The following is a 20,163-nucleotide window of genomic DNA, read 5'->3' as shown; positions in this document are numbered from 1 at the left end:
TCCCTGGTAATTGCATCGCCAGGAATGGAAAAATGTATTAAAAAAGGGACGGTGAGCTAAATCTCACCGCCCCTTCCTAGGGCCTAGCTATGCGCGCATCTCTGCGCCCAAGCGCTGCTTAGCCAGCTCCGCTGCCGCCGTGCGGTGCTCATTGACTTCCTCATCGGTCAACGTGCGATCCGCTGCACGGAACAGCAGCTGGAAGGCCAGGGACTTCTTGCCCTCGCCCAACTGCTCGCCACGGAAAATGTCGAAGAGCTCAACGGACTCGATGAGTTCGCCCGCCCCCTCTTCCACCGTGGCGCGGACGCGCTCGGCTGGGACGTCTTCATCCACCACGAGCGCGATGTCCTGGTGCAACGCTGGGAAGGAGGACAGTACCGGCGCCGGGAACTTTTCCTCCAATGGCATAGCGGTAACGTCCAGCTCCATAGCGCAAGTACGCGCCGGCAAGTTCAGCGCCTCCAAAACCTGCGGGTGAAGCTCACCGGCATGGCCCAGAACGATGTCAGTGCCAGCCACCTTCACGGCAGCACAACGGCCTGGATGCCAGGGAAGAGCCTGCGCTGCCTCCAGCTCGATATCCACACCGGCGGCGCGGGCGACCTGGCGGGCGGATTCGATAGCGTCGGCGTAGCTATATGCGCGCCCTTCGCCCCACGGGCCCTCATGCTCAATATTGCCGGTGGCCACCGTTGCAACGTGCAACGGCTGCTCAGGAAGGGTATCCAGAAGTTCGGAAACCACCTGCTCGGAAGGTCGCTGCTCTACGGAAGGCATAGGCGAGGCCTCGGCGCGCTTGAATGCCACTTGCTGCAGACCATATAGGGCGAGGTCGCTGCGGCCGCGAGCAACATTACGCCCGATGGCCTCCAGCATGTTCGGGAGCAGAGTCGTGGACAAGATGGCCTTATCTGCCTCAAGCGGATTTTGCACCTCTACGGTGCGGCGGCGAGCATCATCCTTGTCCAAGCCCCACACATCAAAGGTGTCGTTCGCCACGAACGGGGCTGGCAATACCTCTGCATAACCGGCATAGGCTAGGCCGTGACCAATAGCGCGGCGACGCTTCTGCGCCGGGGTGAGACCGCGACCGCCGGCCGGAGTAGGCAAAACGGTAGGAATGTCCTCCAAGCCCTCGAGACGTAGCACCTCTTCGATGAGGTCAACATCCATAGAGATATCGGTGCGCCACGATGCAGGCGTTACCTGCAGCATGTCGCCCTCATCGGCGACAGTGCAGCCGACTTCCTCAAGGCGGGAAATCACGGTCTCACGGGAGTAGTCAACGCCGGCATACTCGCTGGCCTTTGCGGTGCGCAGGGCAATGGGCTCGCGCCTGGCGACGTCCCCGATTAGCGTCCGGCCTTCCTCAATGGTGCCGCCCGCCAGCTGCTGCAAGAGCGCACATGCGGTGTCTAGAGCGACCTCGACAATCGCAGGGTCCACGCCGCGCTCGAAGCGGCGGGAGGACTCGGACGACAACTTATGGCGGCGGGAGGTGCGCGCCACGGTGATCGGATCCCAGATAGCGGATTCGAAGACCACATCAGTGGTCTCCGCCGAGATTTCGGAGGTGGTACCGCCCATGACACCGGCCAGCGACTGGATGCCGTTGCCATCGCAGATGACCACATCTTCTGCAGAAAGCTCACGCTTTACGTGATCCAAGGTCTCAAACTTCTCGCCTTCGTCCGCATTACGGACAACGAGATTTCCTTGGATAACGTTGGCGTCAAATGCATGCATCGGGGCACCCAAAAGCAACATCACATAGTTAGTAATGTCCGTGGGCAAGTTCACGCTGCGCTGGCCGCAGAGCATGAGCTCGCGCTCCAGCCAGAACGGGGTGCGCGCCTGTGGGTCGATGCCAGAGACCTTGCGCAGGCCGAAACGCTGCGCCTTGGTCGCGGGGTCTAGAGTGACGTCGATAAGCGAGCCCTGCGCCTCCGGAACAGCAGAGGTATCAATGCCAGCAACCGACGGCTCCTCGGCAATATCGGCAAATTCCAGATCGAAAGCCGAGGCAATCTCACGGCTCAAACCGCGCGCGGACAGGGCGTAGCCGCGATCCGGGGTGATGTTGACGTCAAAGTCGGTATCGTGCAGCCCAATAATCGGGCGAGCGTCCTCGCCCACCTTATCGGCGACGTCATCGCCCAAGACGATGATGCCGTTAGCCTGTGCACCTAGACCGAGCTCAGCGCCGGAGCACAGCATGCCATTGGAGATGTGGTCGTAGGTCTCGCGAGCCGCAATTTTGAAACCACCTGGCAGTTCCGATCCAGGAAGAGCTACGACGACATAGTCATTCAGGCGGAAGTTGCGGGCACCGCAAATGATTCCCTGCAGCTCGCCCGTACCATTAGCCTGGCCCACGTTGACCTGGCAGTAGCGGATGGGCTTTTTGAACTGAGTAAGTTCCTCGATCTCTACCACCTGGCCGATGACCAGCGGACCGGTACTCTCCGGAACGGCAGCATAACCTTCGGTTTCAAAACCGACGCGCACGAATCCGGAGTCCATATCGGCAGCGGAAACATTCCAACCAGGATTCTTAGCGCCCAGGATGCGGGTGACCCAGTCTTGGGAAATAAGCATTAGTGTGTCTATCCTTTCTGGGTTTTAAGCCTGCACGCCAAACGGCAGGGTGAAGCGGACATCGCCTTCGACCATGTCGCGCATATCGGTCAAGCCATTGCGGAACTGCAGCGTGCGCTCGAGGCCCATACCGAAGGCAAAGCCCGTGTATTCCTCTGGGTCAACGCCTACGGCGCGCAGCACATTGGGATTCACCATGCCGCAGCCGCCCCACTCGATCCAACCGGCGCCGCCCTTCTTATTCGGGAACCACACATCAACCTCGGCAGAAGGCTCAGTGAATGGGAAGTAATTCACGCGCATGCGCGTCGTGGTCTCCGGACCAAACAGCACCTTGGCCAAGTGCTCAAGGGTGCCGCGCAGGTGAGCCATGGTCAAGCCCTTATCCACGGCCAAACCCTCTACCTGGTGGAAAACCGGGGTATGGGTGGCATCCAGTTCGTCGGTGCGGAATACGCGACCTGGGCAAGCGATATACAGCGGCACATCGCGCTCCAGCATCGTGCGCACCTGTACCGGAGAGGTGTGCGTGCGTAGCACCTGCTTAGAGCCCTCGCCGGAGACGTGGAACGTATCCTGCAGGGTACGCGCTGGGTGATCCGGCTTAAAGTTCAAAGCGTCGAAGTTAAAGTACTCCGCCTCAACCTCGGGGCCATCCGCGATTTCCCAGCCCATGCCGACGAAAATATCCGCAATGCGTTCCGACAATGCGGTAATCGGGTGAAGCGCACCAGTCTGGGTGCGAGTGGTAGGAATCGTCACATCTACGGTCTCTGCTCGCAACTGCTCCTCGCGGGCCTTTTGCTCCAAGACGTCCTTAACCTGGGCAAAGCGCTTTTCCATCTTCCCGCGGGCCATGTTGACAGCCTTGCCAGCGCTCTTGCGCTGATCCTTGGGCAACTGCCCCAAAGACTGGCGCGCCTGCGGAATATAGCCGCCATCTCCTAGGTGCTCGCGGCGGGCTGCAGCAAGCTCATCGAGCGTTTCGGCTGCGTCGAAGGCTGCGATAGCCTTATCGGCCGCGGCCCCGAGAGCCTCTTCGGTCAATTCGATCTGCGGTGTATCGGACACGTACTTCGTACCTTCTTCTCGCGCGAAAACTAACGCGTGCAATCTTACTCTGTCCCGGCCAGTCCAACCGCCCCAGGGACCCCCTTTTCATTCGGGGTTCTGCTTAGCTGTGCTCTTGGGCCTTTGCTGACTCATAGAGACAGATACTTGCGGCGGTCGCTAGGTTGAGTGACTCTGCGCGCCCGCGTAGCGGAATACGCACCCGCATGTCGGCTTCTTCCAGTAGCTCCCCCAACCCATGGGCCTCGTTGCCAAAAAGCCACGCCGTTGGCTGTGATAGATCTGCCTCTGCGAGGTCTACTTCCCCATCGGCGGCCGTCGCCACAATCTGCATGCCCGATTTACGCAGCTGCCCCAAAACGTCTTTGATATTGGGATCCCGCGCTACCGGGACATGAAAGAGCGAACCGGCCGAAGCGCGCGCTACCTTGCAGCTGAGGGGATCGACCGTCTCGCCCGCAAAAATTACTCCATCTGCGCCCATGGCGTCGGAAGTTCTAATCAACGTGCCTGCATTGCCCGGCTCCGAGGTGAGCACGGGAACAGAAACCAAACTTGGCTTGCCGTTAAGGATCTTACCCGCGGACCACAGCACTGGCTTGCATAGCGCGAAAAGCCCCGTGGTGGTGGCGGTATCAGATAAATGCTTAGCCGCCCTATCGGTGATGGGATGTACGTAGACCCCCATGTATCCACACGCGGTAATAATGTCACCGAAGCGCTCTGCTGCCTTTTCAGTGACGAAAACATCGACAGCAGCGCCGGTAGACACTGCGGCATCTACGGCGTTTTCTCCCTCAATCAGGAATTGCTTCGCCTTCTTCCGGTTAGCCGCACGGTGCAGCTTGGCTGCGTTAACAATGCGCGGAGTGCGTTCAGTAAAGGCAGAGTCAAAATCCAAATTCATGGCTCCTACCCTACCTACTAGTTGCCCATTCCCAGACTCAGCCCCAGATGCGTAGGCAAAACAAAAATCCTGTTGCCGGTAGGGCAACAGGATCACAATGTTCGGTGCTACTTAGCTAGTGGCACGCCGCGGGCGTCCTTATCGTAATCACCGGCGCCGGCAATGATCATGATGAACTCAATGAAGACCCAGATTCCGACGATGGCCCAAAACGCGAATCCGAGCAAGAACCAGAAAGTAGCCCAGCCCAAGATATTAAGCACCAGCTGCGCTACGCCGAAGGTCGTGCGGCCGGTATAGAAGTTATGCGCGCCAAAGGAGCCCAAGAAGAAGCACAGAAGCAAAGTAGCGATCCAAGACTTTTGCTGTCCCTGCGCCACATACTGCTGCTGCACCGGATAGGAACCCATATTCGGTTGTGGTGCATAGCCTTGGTTGTATTGCGGCTGGTAACCGGCCTGCTGGTTATAAGGGTTGTACTGCTGGCCCTGGTTGTTGTCATAGGACTGGCCAGAATACTCGCCGTTTTCTGGCTGGTAGCCACCATTTGGGTTTGTCACAGGCAATCTGCTCCTCGGTCTCGGGGTCACTCGGGGTCTGGACTCAATGTAACATGCGAGTCCGAGATCACTGGACAGATAGATGCAAAACGAACAAAGCCCGCTTCGCCCGGCACATAAGCCGGAGAAACGGGCGTTGTATTCCTAGTAACTAGGCAGCCTTAGGAGCGTTAACGTCCTCGGGCAGGGCAGCCTTAGCAGCCTCGCACAGTGCGGAGAATGCCTCGAAGTCATTGACAGCAAGCTCAGCCAGGATCTTGCGGTCAACCTCGATCTCAGCCAGGCGCAGGCCGTGGATGAGACGGTTGTAAGTGATGTCGTTCATGCGGGCAGCAGCGTTGATGCGCTGGATCCACAGCTTACGGAACTCAGACTTACGAGCGCGACGATCGCGGTAAGCGTAAGTCATGGAGTGCAGCCACTGCTCCTTCGCCTTACGGTACAGGCGGGAACGCTGGCCGCGGTAGCCCTTAGCGGACTTCAGAATCGCGCGACGCTTCTTCTTTGCGTTAACTGAGCGCTTTACTCGTGCCACAGTGATACTTCCTTAATTCAGATTGTGATGGCGGATGTGGGTTGATTCGGCGCTATTATGCGCGGCCGAGCAGGCGCTTGACGCGCTTGGTGTCAGGCTGTGCGACTGCCTCGGTGCCCTTCAGGCGACGGGTACGCTTGGACGGCTTGCCCTCCAGCAGGTGGCGGCGGCCAGCCTGCTCACGGCGCAGCTTGCCGGAACCGGTCACCTTGATACGCTTTGCGGTGCCCTTGTGGGTCTTCTGCTTCATGAGTATTAAGTCCTTAAATCCTACGTGGAATCTGGTCTACTTCTTGCCCTTGCGAACCGGACCCAAAACCATGGTCATATTGCGACCATCCTGCTTGGGGCGGGACTCAACAACGCCAACTTCAGCGACGTCATCGGCCAAACGCTCCAAGAGGCGGAAACCCAGCTCCGGACGCGATTGCTCACGACCACGGAACATGATGGTCACCTTGACCTTGGATCCCTTCTCGAGGAAGCGAACTACGTTACCCTTCTTGGTCTCATAATCGTGATCATCGATCTTCGGGCGGAACTTCTGTTCCTTAACCACGGTCTGCTGCTGGTTCTTACGGGCTTCGCGAGCCTTCTGAGCCTGCTCGTACTTGAACTTGCCGTAGTCCATGATCTTGGCCACTGGGGGCTTTGCCTTCGGGGCTACCTCAACCAAGTCAAGGTCAGCCTCGTACGCAAGCTTGCGAGCATCATCGGTACGGACGATGCCCACCTGTTCACCACCGGGGCCTACCAAACGGACCTCGGGTACTCGGATACGCTCATTGATGCGAGCTTCAGCGCTGATTGTGGTTCTCCTCGATTAGGGGGTGTATGAGTAAGTAGTTCACCTACCGGGACCACAAACGAATCAAACCCGGTCTGCCAAAGACAGCCGGGAGTTCTCACAGTGCCAAGCACAAGTGCTTGGTTACCTTTACCTTTATCCTACGAACCATGTTCGCGGCATCGGGTGGGAGAGACTCCGCTTGTGACCCACGAACCTCGAAAAGGCGTCATGGGCGGTAGTGGCTTTGAGGATAGCAGCTTCTACCCTTTCCACCAAATCGCAACTCGCCTAGCGATCCTTGCATTGGGCTGCTGGCTCAATGTTTCCCTTCTCTACCTCAGCATCAACAATGTCGACCAGCTGATATGCAAGGTCCTTTACTGCAGGTTCGGCTTTGGCATAGTCCTCGCCATCGGTAACCACAGATAACGCGACGCCGACGCGCTTGCCAGCAACCTCATGAACGCCAAATTGGCGGTAGGTGTACTCATTGTTGCCCTCGTCCAAGCCCCAGCCGCTCTTGGCGCGGGTTCGCTTCTCTTTCGACAGACCAATCTTCTGCCAAGCCACAATGTCTTTGAGCACCTTGTGGACGTAGTCCGCCTCCTCAATGCAGGGCAATTCAGCACCGAAGACTGCTTGGTCTTTCAATGACCACGTGGAGTAGCCGAAGGCGGTGTCATGGATATCCGCGTGCGATCCATAGTCTTCGAGCAATTCCTCGACTGCCTTATCGGCGGAGCCTTCGCGCCATTGCACCTGGGACCACAATGAGTAGGCGGCATCGTTATCGGATTCCTTGATTGCCAAGTCAACCAGGCTTTTATCCGCGCCGTCTTTCAGCGCCGCGATGGCGATTGGCACCTTAATGGTGGACCAGACAGGGCCCTTGCCCTTATCGCCCACCGCAATGGTGTCATCGCCGGCCGAAATAGCGCCCCCCACCTTGGCGTGGTACTTCCTCGCGGTCTTGTCCACTGCGTGGTCAAGCTGAGTGCGCACTGAGTCCGGGTTGGGTGCCGGAGAGCTAGTCGACGGCGCAGGGACGTTCTCGGTTTCAGGATCGCTAGAGCAGGCGCTCACCGTAAACAGAGTGAGCGCTGCCAGCAGGCTGACGCCGAGGCAGTAACTATTCACAGTGTCCCTACTTCAACATGTCCTTTAGGTACTTTCCGGTATAGGAGCCTTCCACCTGCGCGACATCTTCCGGGGTGCCCTGCGCGACTACGGTGCCACCGCCGGCGCCACCTTCCGGCCCCATATCCACGATCCAGTCCGCAGCCTTGATGACATCGAGGTTGTGCTCAATGACAAGCACCGAATTGCCCTTGTCTACAAGGCCTTGGATAACCAACATCAACTTGCGAATGTCCTCAAAGTGCAGACCAGTGGTCGGCTCGTCCAAGATGTAGATAGTCCTACCGTTGGTGCGCTTTTGCAGCTCCGAGGCGAGCTTAACGCGTTGCGCCTCACCGCCCGAAAGCGTGGTAGCGGCTTGGCCAAGGCGAACGTAGCCCAACCCGACGTCGACAAGCGTGGCAAGGTAGCGGTGAATCGAGTTGATGGGCTCGAAGAAGTCCGCTGCCTCAGAAATCGGCATGTCGAGAACCTCGGCAATATTCTTGCCCTTGTAGTGCACCTCCAGGGTCTCGCGGTTATAGCGAGCGCCCTCACACACCTCACACGGAACATACACGTCCGGTAGGAAGTTCATCTCGATCTTGATGGTGCCATCGCCTTGGCATGCCTCGCAGCGCCCACCCTTGACGTTGAAGGAGAAGCGGCCGGCCTTGTAGCCGCGAACCTTGGCCTCCTGGGTTTCGGCAAAAAGGTTTCGGATCTTGTCAAAGACGCCCGTGTAGGTCGCTGGGTTGGAGCGCGGGGTACGGCCAATCGGGCTCTGGTCCACCTGGACCAACTTATCTAGGTGCTCCACGCCCTCGACGCGCTTGGCACGGCCGGGGACCTGGCGGGCGCGGTTGAGCTTATTGGCCAAAGTCTTAGCCAAAATCTCATTAACCACGGTGGATTTACCAGAGCCGGAAACGCCGGTAATGCACACCAACACTCCCAGCGGGATTTCGACGTTAATGCCCTTGAGGTTATTCTCACGCGCGCCCACGACTTTCAAGGTGCGATCCTTGTCAATCTCGCGGCGGTGATCCGGGACGGCGAGCACCTTTTTGCCAGATAGATACTGGCCAGTCAGGGACTCCTCTACCCTTTCAATTCCCGCCGGTTCGCCTTGATAGACCACCTCGCCGCCATATTCACCGGCGCGCGGGCCCACATCAACAAGCCAATCGGACTCCCGAATGGTGTCTTCATCATGCTCTACCACGATGAGGGTGTTGCCAATATCGCGCAAACGCTGCAGGGTCTTAATAAGGCGCTGGTTATCGCGTTGGTGCAACCCAATGGAAGGCTCATCGAGCACGTACAGAACGCCGGCCAAACCGGAACCAATCTGCGTGGCTAGGCGAATGCGCTGCGCCTCGCCGCCCGAAAGCGTGGACGCACCGCGATCCAGGGTCAGGTAATTCAGACCGACGTCCAGAAGGAAGCGCAACCGAGCCTGGGTTTCCTTGAGTACTGCACCGGCAATGATTTCCTCGCGGTGCCCCAGCACCAAGGAGTCCAGGAATTCAGAGGCATCTTCAATCGAAAGCGCACACAGCCCCGCAATGGACTGCTCACCGTGTGTAGTAGAGGCCAAGCGGACGGCCAAGATCTCCGGCTTCAAGCGGGTACCTTTACAGGTGCTGCACGGCACGCGGCGGGTGTACTGCAGCAGGCGGTCCTTTTGGGACTGAGAATCAGTCGTTTCCAGTTTGCGGTGAATGAAACCGGTGGCACCCTCAAACGGCGCGGTCCAATTGCGTTGGCGCCCATAGCGGTTCTTGTAGCGAACCTGCACCTCCTCATCCGTGCCATAGATGAGCGCATGGCGCTGCTCCTTGGTCAATTCGCTCACTGGGGTCTTAGGGTCAAAGCCCATTGCCTTGCCCAGCCCCTCCACTAGCTTGACAAAGTAACGGGAGTTGGGACTGGAGTGCCACGGCTGGATCGCGTCCACCGCTGGAGCATCCGGATCCGGAATAAGCAGGTCAACATCGACTTCCAGCTTGGTGCCCAAACCATCACACACCGGGCAAGAACCAAACGGGGCATTGAAGGAGAAAGCACGGGGCTCATACTCTTCAATGGTCAAAGTGTGGCCATTGGGGCAGGCGGCCTTTTCCGAATACGTGTGGGTGAGCTCTTCCCTATCCACAAACTCGATGGTGACCAGGCCATCCGCTAGGCGCAGAGCCGTTTCCACCGAATCCGTTAAGCGTTGCTTCTGCGAGGCTTTGACCTGCAGGCGGTCAACTACTACCTCAATATTGTGCTTGATCTGCTTCTTGAGCTTGGGAGGATCGCTGAGCTGATGGGTCTCTCCATCCACTCGCACGCGGGAATAACCCTGAGCCGACAGGTCTTGGAAAAGATCCACAAACTCGCCTTTGCGCTTACGCACTACCGGTGCAAGCACCTGGAATTTCAGCTTTTCTTCCAGATCCAGCACCGCATCCACAATCTGCTGCGGCGTTTGGCGCTCAATCACCGCATCGCACTTTGGGCAGTGCGGCGTACCAGCACGGGAAAAGAGCAAGCGCAGGTAGTCGTAGATCTCCGTGATCGTGCCCACCGTAGAACGTGGATTATGGTTGGTGGATTTTTGATCAATGGACACCGCGGGTGACAGGCCATCAATAAATTCCACGTTGGGCTTATCCATCTGCCCTAAGAACATGCGGGCATAAGAGCTCAAGGATTCCACGTAGCGGCGCTGGCCTTCAGCGAAGATGGTGTCAAAGGCAAGTGAAGATTTACCGGAGCCGGATAGGCCGGTAAAAACAACCATTTTATCGCGGGGGATATCGATATCCACGCCCTTGAGGTTGTGCTCGCGGGCACCGCGCACCACCAAACGATCAGCCACTGTGCTCAGACCTCCAGTACTAGGGATTGCAATCTTCCCTCGAATGTACCCGTAGGCTAGGACACATGACTAACGAGCTTCAGCTACATCAGATTTCCGTGTCTGAAATGGACAACAACTGCTACCTCCTCCAGGCGGGCGAAGAGGGCTTGCTTGTCGACGCCGCCGATGACGCCCCTGCAATCCTCAACATGGCCCGCAAAGCCGGCGTGAAAATCACCGCGGTGCTCACTACCCACCGCCACTGGGACCACGTGCGCGCACTCGAGGAGATTTTGTCCGAAACGGGTGCTACTCACTACGCCTCCTTCCTTGATTCCCCCGCCATCCCGGCCAAGGTAGACGTGGAGCTGCGCGAGGGCGATTCCATCGAGTTCGCGGGTCTTCAGCTGCCCGTCATCATCTTGCGCGGCCATACCCCCGGCGGGGCGGCTCTGGTTGCAAGCATCGATGGCGTCACCAACCTCTTCGTAGGCGATTCCCTCTTCCCCGGTGGCCTGGGCAAGACCACGTCTGAGGGTGACTTCGTACGCCTATATAAGGACGTCACCGCGCGCATCTTTGATGAGTTCCCTGACAATACGATTGTGCGCCCGGGACACGGCAAGTCCACGACCTTGGGCGAAGAGCGCCCCAAACTTGGTGACTGGTGGGAACGCCGCTGGTGATCCAATGGCGAATTTCCGCGTACAATGGTCTAGCACACGATAGGTCTAGAACAACGAGCTTAAGGAGCTTTAAGGACTATGATTCGCAAGCTTGCCCGCCCCATGCTGGCATCCGTTTTTGTATGGGAAGGCGTAGACAACCTGCGCAACGCGTCCGAGCACGTGAAGGAAACCGAGGGTTTCCTCAAGACCGTGCGCAAGGCCGTTCCTTCTGAGTACCAGGGCTACATCCCGAATGACCCAGAACTAGTTACCCGCGCCATTGGCGGCGCAAAGGTAGGCGCCGGCTCCACCTTGGCTCTGGGCAAGGCACCGCGCACTTCCGCTGCAGTTCTGGCCGCCGCTACCCTGCCCAACTTGATTGGCAAGAACAACTTCTGGGCTGCGGACAATAAGGAAGACAAGGAATCCCGCCGCAACGGATTCGTTACCAATACCGCTTTGCTCGGCGCCCTGTTTATCGCTACCCAGGACACCGAGGGCAAGCCTTCCCTGCGTTGGCGCGCACAGAAGGCCGGCAAGCGCACGAATAAGAAGATTCAGCAGGCACTGCCTACCAAGTCTGAATCCGAGCAGAAGCGCGAAGAGCTCTCTGCCCGTGCTAACGAGCTGTCTTCCAAGGCCGGCGACTGGATCAATGAGACCTCTGCCAAGGCACAGGCTTATGTAGACGACAACAAGGATGACTGGCAGTCCACCGGCCGCGGTCTGCTGGATACTGCAAAGTCCTATGTTGACGATGCCAAGACCTACGTAGAGGACAACAAGGACGATTGGCAGGAGTCTGGCCGCGGCTTGCTGGGCAACGCCAAGTCCTTCATCGAGGACTCGGTCGACAACGCCAAGACGTACGTTGAAGACAATAAGGGTGACTGGCTCGAGACCGCACAGGCTAATCGCGAGATCGCCCGTACCCGTGCTGTAAAGGCAGCTACCAAGGCTCAGGCACGCGCCGACAAGGCCGTCGCCAAGCTGGACACCGCCCAGTCCAAGCGCGCCAACAAGAAGGCATCCAAGCACGCTGACAAGCTGCAGCAGGAGGCAAATAAGAAGATTGAGGCAGCTATCAAGAAGCTGGAAAAGCGCTCGAAGTAGCCACGACTTCTTCGGCCGAATAACTCGGCGGTGACACACGGCCCAGCCTTATGCTGGGCCGTTGTTCTTTGTCACGGCAGAGTCTAAACTCATCTCTCCCCCTCGCCGGACAGCGTGCCCGGCAGCTTCCTCCCCATCAACGTCCAATTACCAAGGAGTCACGTGAACTCAGCATCCCATAAGCACGCGACGGCTGCAGGTTCCTCGGAGCGCGAAGCCATCGCTACGGAGCAAGATTATGTGGACGGCCTTTTCGCCCGCCTCGATGATGAGGTGGCTGCAGCAAATGAACGGCTCAATGAGGTGCGGGCGGACGTTGATCCCTCCACCCCGGACGCGGATGCTTTGGTGCGCCGCGAAACGGAATACCACGGGCTCCAAGCCAAGCTGGATCGTCTCAATGTGGCCCAGATGGGATTGGTCTTTGGCCGCATCGACATCGACGCCCCAGGTGACAATCCCACTCCGGAAGGCCTAGATCGCCGCTACATCGGCCGCATGGGACTCGATGCGCGTGAAGAGGACTATCGCACGCTACTGCTTGACTGGCGTGCCCCAATGGCACGGCCCTTCTACCTCGCTACTACCGCCCAGCCAGAAGGCGTGCACACCCGCCGCCAAATCCGCACCAAGGGGCGCACCGTCACTGGCATTCATGATGAAGTCCTTGCTGGCCCCGGAGTGCGTGAAGAAGAGGCCGGCGTAGCGAGCGAATCTGCGCTCTATCACGCCATGCAACGGGCCCGTACCGGCCACATGGCCTCAATTGTGGAGACCATTCAGCGGGAGCAGGACGAGATTATCCGCGATAACACCCGCGGCGTGATGGTGGTAGAAGGCGGCCCCGGCACCGGTAAGACCGCAGTGGCGCTACACCGCGTTGCCTATCTGCTCTATACCCACCGCGAGCTGCTTTCTGCCACCGGCGTACTTATCGTGGGCCCCAATAGCAGCTTCTTGGACTATATTTCGCGCGTGCTCCCAGAACTGGGCGAGACCGGCGTGGTGCTCTCCACCATCGGCGGGCTCTTTCCTGGAATTGAGCCGGACCACGAAGAAGACCTCGTGGCTCGGGAAATCAAGGGCAGTGACGCCATGGTGGAAATCCTCTCCACTGCGGTCAAGGACTACCAGTTGCTTCCCGACGCCCCTCGCGAGCTGACCGTCGACGGCCTTACCTTAAGCGTCACACCACACATGGTGAAAAGCGCCCGCACACGTGCACGGCGCTCGCGCAAGCCGCACAATGAGGCGCGTGGTGCCTTCATCGAGCACCTCGTAGAGGACCTTGCCCAGCAAATGGCAGAAAAGGTCGGTGCCGATCCGCTTGGCGGAAAGAATCTCCTGTCGCGCGCCGATATCGATCAATTCCACGATGACCTTGCTGAGGACGCGGCCGTTACTGCCTTGATCGATGAGTTTTGGCCCGAACTACACCCCACCGATGTACTTGCTGCTCTAGTCTCCTCGCGCGAGCGCATCGCTTCTGCCGCGCACGGGTATGACGAGGAAACCCAAGAAGCGCTCTACCGTGCAGAGGGACGAGCATGGACGGATTCGGACGCGGCCTTGCTAGACGAGCTTGCCGTCCTCATCGGCCTGCCCAACCCTGAAGAAAAGAAGGCAGCCGATGACGCCGCGTGGCGCGAGCAGGTGGCGGATGCGGAAGACGCATTGGATATCTTGTCTTCCTCCGAGTCCACAGATAATGACGATGACATGTTTGAAGCAGAAATCCTCTCTGCCCACGATGTCATCGACGCCGAAACCTTGGCGCACCGCCAGGAGGTACGCGATAAGCGCACCACTGCCCAACGCGCACGCGAAGACCATACATGGGCTTATGGTCACATCATCGTGGACGAAGCCCAGGAATTAACGCCTATGGAGTGGCGAATGCTCTTCCGCCGCTGCCCTTCGCGGTGGATGACTTTGGTGGGTGATACCTCCCAGACTGGTTCCCCGGCAGGTGTTGATGACTGGGGCGAGGCCCTCGAGCCCTTTGTAGCTCAGCGCTTTCGTCACCATTTTCTTACCGTCAATTATCGCACCCCGCAGCCCATCACGGAATTGGCCAATGGACTTTTGGAAATGATTAACCCTGACGCCATTCCGGCGACAGCCATCCGCGATGGCGTGCAGGTGCGCCGGCTTGAGCAAGGCGCCTACACCCCTGGAGTACACAGCGAAGAGGACGGCAGGCTCACAGCGGTTATTGACGCCGCCACGGCGGAGCGCTATAAGGGCCTGGAGTTTGATCACGTGGTTGTGCTCGATCCGCAGCGCATCGTGGATGCCTCCCCACAGGGATTGCAGAACCTCTATGTCTGCATCACTCGTGCCACCCAATCGCTCACGCTCGTCGGTGACTGCGGCGAAGTTCTTTAGGCTCCCGTAAGCTTTGTGCCATGGCCTTATCTGACATCATGCGCAAAGCTGAAAGCTCACTAAACTCCTTTACTTTGAAGCGCTCTCAACGGCGTGGATGGCAGCCCCTGATCGTGGGATATACCGGTTATGGCACCACCGATCAGGTGAGAATCTTCGGCCGCGTACTCATGCATGATCCTGATGAAGGCAAGAGGGATACGTGGGGTGAGCGCGGCTACCAGCAGTTTCTTACCATTCAAGTAGGACACCACGACGTTTCGGTAACTATTGGGGAACAGACTGTCACCGGTACCACCGATCGAAACGGATACATTGACTTACTAGTCCATGAGCACGATTTAGAGCCCGGCTGGCATACGGCAATGATCGAGGCCGCAAACGCGAATGCCGTGGAAGTCCAACTACTTATCGTTGATCCGGCGGCCAAGATCGGCATCGTTAGCGATATCGATGACACGGTGCTTGTCACGTGGCTTCCACGCGCGCTCACCGCGGCGTGGAATTCTTGGGCCAAGCGCCCTAGCAAGCGACAGGCCGTTCCCGGAATGGCCGCATTCTATGCTCAGCTACAACAGCGCTTCCCCCAAGCCCCGGTGTTTTATCTTTCTACGGGCGCTTGGAATACCTTTGGCTCGCTCAAGAAATTCCTGTCTCACCATGGTTTCCCCGCGGGTCCCATGCTGCTGACGGACTGGGGCCCAACGGAAACGGGACTTTTCCGCAGCGGCCAGGAGCACAAGCGTGTTCAGCTGCGCAATCTGCTCATCGCCTACCCGGATATGCAATGGATTCTCATTGGCGATGACGGACAACATGATCCATTGACCTACGGCGATGTGGCTAATGAGCATCCGGACCGGATTCACTCTGTGCTTATCCGCAATCTGAGCCCGCAGGAGCAGTTGCTCTCCCACGGCTCCCTTAGCCCTTTGGCCGATGCCAATGAGGAGGGCCACTTCTCTATCCCCTTGATTCAGGGCGCGAACGGCAACGCCATTGCCGCCGCATTCAACGCTGCACACCCTACGGAGTAAGCTGCGCTTAACGACGAAACCCGCCGTGGTCTTTTCAAAGCAAGACCAAGGCGGGTTTTAATTGCCGTTCTTAGCTGACGGTGTGAACAATCATTACGTCGCAGTCGGACTGGCGAGCAACGTCTGCCGGCACGGAGCCCAGCAGGCGGCCGGTGAGAGAGTTGATGCCGCGGTTGCCCACGATGAGTAGGTCAGCATCGTTGTCGTTGACGATGGACATCAGGGCCTGTACCGGGGTGCCCGGGCGAACAGCGGTTTCGACCTTGGAAGCACCGAACTTCTCAGCGTGTGCCTTAGCGTCCTTGAGGTTTGCCTCGGCCTTCTCATCGCCCAAGATGGTTACGGAATCCTGGCGCAGGGTCTTGGAAGCCTGCTCCTGGTTCTCGTAGTAAGCACAACCGATAATCAGAGTGGAATCGAATGCGGCGGCGATCTTAGCTGCTCGCTCTACAGCGAGGAGAGAAGACTTAGAACCGTCAGTACCGACAACGATCGTGTTGTAGTCGCTCATGATGACCTTTCTTTGTGGGTGTGTACCCAGAGTGTTTATTTAGCCTACAAAGGCTTTACTGCCAGTGTAACAACGAAAAATGTTTAACGTTTCTCGCTGGTATTAACTACGACGACGTCTACCTTTGACTTGTGGGTTAGTTCTGTTGGCACAGAACCGAAGACTCGACCACGAACGGAGTTCACGCCGCGGTTGCCCACCACGAACAGGTCCACATCATAGTCCTGGCCTACCTCCAACAAGGCTTTTACTGGGTCTCCAGATTTGCCTACGACTTCAATGTGTTCCGCACCCTCCGACTCGGCGATACGGGTGGCATTGGTCAGGTAGGTACCGGCCATGTCCTCACTTACAACGGGCAGACCGGCTTCGTCGCCCCGCGGAGCACCAAGCATGGATCCAGCGTGGTTATAAAAGGCTGAAATGATAATCAGCTTGGCGTCGTACGCCCGTGCCATGGACGCCGCAGCGCGGACCGCGCGCAGGGAGGTTTCAGAGCCATCGGTGCCGACGGCAATGTTTTTATAAGTAAGCATTATTCTCCTTGCAGTTGAACTATTTCACAGTGACAACTAAACGGCGCTTCTGGCACTTATCCAGTATAACTAGCGCAGCTCTTGAGAGAAGCACCCGCGGAGCCATTCATCACTTTCAGGGGGAGAAAACTAAATTCCCGCTTCCTTCAATCCACGCAATTCCTTCTTTAGATCAGCGATTTCATCACGTAGTCGACCAGCCAACTCGAATTTGAGCTCGCGCGCGGCAGCCCCCATTTGGGCCGAGAGGTCGTCGATAAGCGCCTGCACCTCATCGGTAGCCATGCTGGAAATATCCCGCTTCTCCACCACTGCAGAGGGATCAGAGTTGGACTCCTCTTCCCCGCCGTCTTCATAGACCTGGTCAAGAATATCGGCAATTTTCTTCCGCAAAGGCTGCGGGTCAATGCCGTGTTCCTTGTTATAGGCAATCTGCTTTTCGCGGCGTCGCTCCGTCTCCTCGATTGCCTCTTGCATCGAATCGGTGATTTTATCGGCATACATAATCACCTCGCCAGAGACGTTACGGGCAGCACGGCCAATGGTCTGGATGAGCGAGGTCGTAGAGCGCAAGAATCCTTCCTTGTCCGCATCCAAGATGGCAACGAGCGATACTTCGGGAAGGTCAAGGCCCTCACGCAGAAGGTTAATGCCCACCAGCACATCAAACTCGCCAAGACGCAATTGCCGCAAAAGCTCGACGCGCTGCAAGGTATCGATATCCGAGTGCAGGTAGCGCACCTTAATCCCCTGTTCCAACAGGTAATCGGTGAGGTCTTCTGCCATGCGCTTGGTCAGCGTGGTCACCAGTACGCGCTCTTGCTGGGAAATGCGGGTGCGCACTTCATCAATAAGGTCATCAATCTGGCCCTTTGTGGGTTTGACGGTAACCTTCGGATCCACCAGACCAGTCGGGCGAATCACCTGCTCCACATACTCACCGTCCGAAGACGTAAGCTCAAAGTCGCCAGGGGTGGCAGACATGTAGACGGTTTGTCCCACGCGTTGTTCAAACTCATCGAAGGTCAGCGGGCGGTTATCCACCGCGGAGGGCAGACGGAAGCCGAATTCCACCAGGTTGCGCTTGCGGGACATATCGCCCTCGAACATGCCGCCAATCTGTGGGACCGTGACGTGAGACTCGTCAATAATGGTGAGAAAATCCTCTGGGAAGTAGTCCAGCAGCGTTGCCGGCGCGGAACCGGCTGGGCGGCCATCGACGTGGCGGGAGTAGTTCTCGATGCCGGAGCAAAAACCTACCTGCTCGATCATCTCCAGATCGTATTCGGTGCGCATGCGAAGCCGTTGTGCCTCCAGCAGTTTACCGCGGTTTTCTAGATCTTCCAGGCGCTCGGCCAATTCCTCTTTGATGGCAGCCACAGCTTTTTCCATGCGTTCGGGCCCTGCCACGTAGTGGGTCGCGGGGAATATGCGCACCTCATCTACTTCCTCGATGACATCGCCAGTGACGGGGTGAATGTAGTAAAGGGAATCGATATCATCGCCGAAGAATTCAATGCGCACCGCGCGCTCCTCATAAGCCGGAATGATATCGACCGTGTCACCCTTGGCGCGGAAGGTACCGCGGGTAAATCCCACGTCGTTGCGTTCGTATTGGATATCCACCAGCAAACGGAGGAAGCGGTCCCGGTCTAGCTCCTCGTCCACGGAAATAATGACCGAGCGATCCAAATAGGACTGCGGTGTACCCAAGCCATAAATGCAGGACACGGAGGACACAACCACCACGTCTCGGCGGGACAGCAGCGCCGAGGTGGCCGAGTGGCGCAGACGCTCTACGTCCTCGTTGATGGACGAGTCCTTTTCAATATAGGTATCCGTCTGCGCAATATAAGCCTCTGGCTGGTAGTAGTCATAATAAGACACGAAGTACTCCACCGCGTTATGCGGCAGGAGCTGGCGCAGCTCGTTCGCTAGCTGCGCTGCCAGGGTCTTATTTGGTGCCATCACCAGCGTGGGGCGCTGCTGTTTTTCAATCAACCAAGCGGCAGTAGCGGATTTACCAGTACCGGTAGCACCCATGAGTACTACATCGCGCTCATCGCGGTTGAGGCGTTCGTTGAGCTCTGCAATAGCAGCGGGCTGGTCGCCGGCCGGTTCGTATTCAGAGACAACCTGAAACTCACCTGGGGTGCGCTCGACCTCGCTGACGACGCGGTGCTCGGAATTTGGAATAAGAGGATGTTCAGCAGCAAAAGCCATGCCCACTACTCTACTGCTTATATGGCGCGGCTAGCTATGTTCACGGCAAGGAGTCCTGCGCGGTGCGCAGCCACTCTTCCAGCTCGCCGGTAGTCTCCCACAGCGCATAAACAGAAGACGTCTCTGGACGCATTGCACTATTGATGCGGCGGCGCAGCCACGCTTTAGACTGCGGCGTATACAGGGGCGCAAGATCCTCGCGGTGGATTCCTTCCGGCAGCGCATCAGCCTTCAGCTTCAACAAGGCGCCCAGTGCGATCATGGTTTCCGCGTCATCGGAGTCCATGGGCTCTTCGGCGCATGAGTTCTGAAAGGCTTTGAGATCGAAAGAGCCATCACGCAAGCTAGCGAGTAGTTCTCGCGCTGCGTGATTATCAAAAGGCCCTGTATCCCATGTTCCCACGGCGGGTAGCTTAAGGCGCGAAAGTTAACGCAACGTCTAAACTGCGTAAACTCTAACCGCCCAACGGTTAAAGTTTGGGTGACTCCGCTTCTAAGACTCCGCCTCTATGAGGTCCATAACCTCGGCCGCTCGCGCGCGCAGCTGCTCCAGCGTGCCGTTGTTGTCGATCACGTGCGTGGCCGCGGCCAATCGCACCTCATCAGGTACCTGCGCTGCTATGCGACGGCGCGCATCCTCCTCTTCCAGCCCGCGTGAAGCAACGAGGCGACGGACGCGCTCTTCAACGGCCACGTCGACCACGATGACGTAGTCCATGTCTTTGTCTAAACCGTTATCCACCAAAAGCGGCATATCGTAAACGGCAAAGTCATAACCCTCTTCACGTGCCTCAGCGAATTGGCGCTGCGTTTCCTCTTGGATGCGTGGATGGGTAATGGAATTCAACAACTCGGTGTGTTCTTTGTCTGCAAAGGCTCGCTTCGCTAATTCTTTGCGGTTGAGACTGCCGTCCGCCAGCAGGATATCTTCTCCGAATGCTGCCGCCAGCTCCGATAGAGCCGGCTTGCCAGGCTTGACGACGTCGCGCGCAATGCCATCGGCGTCAACCACACGCCACCCTCGTTCGCGGCAGAGCGTTGCAACTGTTGACTTGCCACTGCCAATGCCGCCTGTAAGGCCAATGAGTTTCATGGCAGCCACCCTACGCGAAAAGGAACCCCGCCATACGCGTTGTGAACTGGCCCCCGAAAGTTGGACTGGTTTAATTCTAGGCGGTTAGGGCTTCAAGGGTCTGATTTCGATATTGCATCGGGGTCAGGCCCTTGAGTCGTTGTTGGATGCGTTCGGTGTTGTA

19 protein-coding genes are annotated in these 20,163 nt (G+C 57.8%); 4 read left to right on the top strand and 15 right to left on the bottom strand.

Annotated elements, in window-relative coordinates:
• Positions 1 to 87: 87 nt before the first annotated feature.
• From pheT to uvrA, 9 genes are all read right to left on the bottom strand, one after another.
• The gene (gene pheT, locus MHY22_RS10725; protein ID WP_239279289.1) at positions 88 to 2,601 is read right to left on the bottom strand and encodes a phenylalanine--tRNA ligase subunit beta; all 2,514 of its coding nucleotides are present in this window, start codon (positions 2,599 to 2,601) and stop codon (positions 88 to 90) included.
• A gap of 24 nt (positions 2,602 to 2,625) precedes the next feature.
• Positions 2,626 to 3,672, bottom strand: a complete 1,047-nt coding sequence (pheS, locus tag MHY22_RS10720) for a phenylalanine--tRNA ligase subunit alpha (RefSeq protein ID WP_005327862.1) — start codon at positions 3,670 to 3,672, stop codon at positions 2,626 to 2,628.
• A gap of 103 nt (positions 3,673 to 3,775) precedes the next feature.
• Entirely contained in the window at positions 3,776 to 4,579 is an 804-nt protein-coding gene (locus tag MHY22_RS10715) for an RNA methyltransferase (RefSeq protein WP_239279288.1), read from the bottom strand.
• 107 nt (positions 4,580 to 4,686) lie between these two features.
• Complete coding sequence (locus MHY22_RS10710; RefSeq protein WP_239279287.1) at positions 4,687 to 5,139, bottom strand: TM2 domain-containing protein; 453 nt, start codon at positions 5,137 to 5,139, stop codon at positions 4,687 to 4,689.
• 151 nt (positions 5,140 to 5,290) lie between these two features.
• The gene (rplT, locus tag MHY22_RS10705; RefSeq protein ID WP_005323264.1) at positions 5,291 to 5,674 is read right to left on the bottom strand and encodes a 50S ribosomal protein L20; all 384 of its coding nucleotides are present in this window, start codon (positions 5,672 to 5,674) and stop codon (positions 5,291 to 5,293) included.
• A gap of 55 nt (positions 5,675 to 5,729) precedes the next feature.
• Positions 5,730 to 5,924, bottom strand: a complete 195-nt coding sequence (rpmI, locus tag MHY22_RS10700) for a 50S ribosomal protein L35 (RefSeq protein ID WP_005323265.1) — start codon at positions 5,922 to 5,924, stop codon at positions 5,730 to 5,732.
• Positions 5,925 to 5,960: 36 nt separating this feature from the next.
• Complete coding sequence (gene infC / locus MHY22_RS10695; protein ID WP_080970442.1) at positions 5,961 to 6,482, bottom strand: translation initiation factor IF-3; 522 nt, start codon at positions 6,480 to 6,482, stop codon at positions 5,961 to 5,963.
• A gap of 270 nt (positions 6,483 to 6,752) precedes the next feature.
• Positions 6,753 to 7,601 (bottom strand): hypothetical protein, encoded by an 849-nt coding sequence (locus MHY22_RS10690; protein WP_239279286.1) that lies wholly within the window; start codon positions 7,599 to 7,601, stop codon positions 6,753 to 6,755.
• Positions 7,602 to 7,608: 7 nt separating this feature from the next.
• Positions 7,609 to 10,449, bottom strand: a complete 2,841-nt coding sequence (gene uvrA, locus MHY22_RS10685; RefSeq protein ID WP_239279285.1) for an excinuclease ABC subunit UvrA — start codon at positions 10,447 to 10,449, stop codon at positions 7,609 to 7,611.
• Positions 10,450 to 10,514: 65 nt separating this feature from the next.
• Here uvrA and MHY22_RS10680 point away from each other — a divergent pair, with 65 nt between their 5' ends.
• From MHY22_RS10680 to MHY22_RS10665, 4 genes are all read left to right on the top strand, one after another.
• Complete coding sequence (locus tag MHY22_RS10680) at positions 10,515 to 11,117, top strand: MBL fold metallo-hydrolase (RefSeq protein WP_239279284.1); 603 nt, start codon at positions 10,515 to 10,517, stop codon at positions 11,115 to 11,117.
• Positions 11,118 to 11,195: 78 nt separating this feature from the next.
• Positions 11,196 to 12,212, top strand: a complete 1,017-nt coding sequence (locus MHY22_RS10675) for a DoxX family protein (protein ID WP_239279283.1) — start codon at positions 11,196 to 11,198, stop codon at positions 12,210 to 12,212.
• Positions 12,213 to 12,374: 162 nt separating this feature from the next.
• Complete coding sequence (locus MHY22_RS10670) at positions 12,375 to 14,600, top strand: UvrD-helicase domain-containing protein (protein ID WP_239279282.1); 2,226 nt, start codon at positions 12,375 to 12,377, stop codon at positions 14,598 to 14,600.
• 20 nt (positions 14,601 to 14,620) lie between these two features.
• Positions 14,621 to 15,637: an App1 family protein gene (locus MHY22_RS10665; RefSeq protein WP_239279281.1), complete on the top strand. Its 1,017-nt coding sequence runs from the start codon at positions 14,621 to 14,623 to the stop codon at positions 15,635 to 15,637.
• A gap of 70 nt (positions 15,638 to 15,707) precedes the next feature.
• Here MHY22_RS10665 and MHY22_RS10660 read toward each other — a convergent pair whose 3' ends face one another.
• From MHY22_RS10660 to MHY22_RS10635, 6 genes are all read right to left on the bottom strand, one after another.
• Positions 15,708 to 16,148, bottom strand: a complete 441-nt coding sequence (locus tag MHY22_RS10660) for a universal stress protein (protein WP_239279280.1) — start codon at positions 16,146 to 16,148, stop codon at positions 15,708 to 15,710.
• An 83-nt stretch (positions 16,149 to 16,231) separates the two neighbouring features.
• On the bottom strand, positions 16,232 to 16,684 hold the full coding sequence (locus tag MHY22_RS10655) for a universal stress protein (protein WP_239279279.1): 453 nt from the start codon (positions 16,682 to 16,684) through the stop codon (positions 16,232 to 16,234).
• 129 nt (positions 16,685 to 16,813) lie between these two features.
• A complete protein-coding gene (uvrB, locus tag MHY22_RS10650) occupies positions 16,814 to 18,907 on the bottom strand; it encodes an excinuclease ABC subunit UvrB (protein ID WP_239279278.1) in 2,094 nt (697 codons plus the stop codon).
• Positions 18,908 to 18,947: 40 nt separating this feature from the next.
• Positions 18,948 to 19,310, bottom strand: a complete 363-nt coding sequence (locus tag MHY22_RS10645; protein ID WP_239279277.1) for a DUF4259 domain-containing protein — start codon at positions 19,308 to 19,310, stop codon at positions 18,948 to 18,950.
• Between the two features lie 90 nt (positions 19,311 to 19,400).
• On the bottom strand, positions 19,401 to 20,000 hold the full coding sequence (gene coaE, locus MHY22_RS10640; RefSeq protein ID WP_239279276.1) for a dephospho-CoA kinase: 600 nt from the start codon (positions 19,998 to 20,000) through the stop codon (positions 19,401 to 19,403).
• Positions 20,001 to 20,076: 76 nt separating this feature from the next.
• The coding region (locus MHY22_RS10635; protein WP_239230518.1) for an IS3 family transposase at positions 20,077 to 20,163 on the bottom strand (87 nt) is incomplete at its 5' end.

Origin of the sequence: Corynebacterium sp. ACRPO (assembly GCF_022347205.1) — a bacterium.
Taxonomy (GTDB): domain Bacteria; phylum Actinomycetota; class Actinomycetes; order Mycobacteriales; family Mycobacteriaceae; genus Corynebacterium.
Note: the sequence above shows the minus strand (reverse complement) of the source record. Positions and strands in the feature narration are given on the sequence as shown.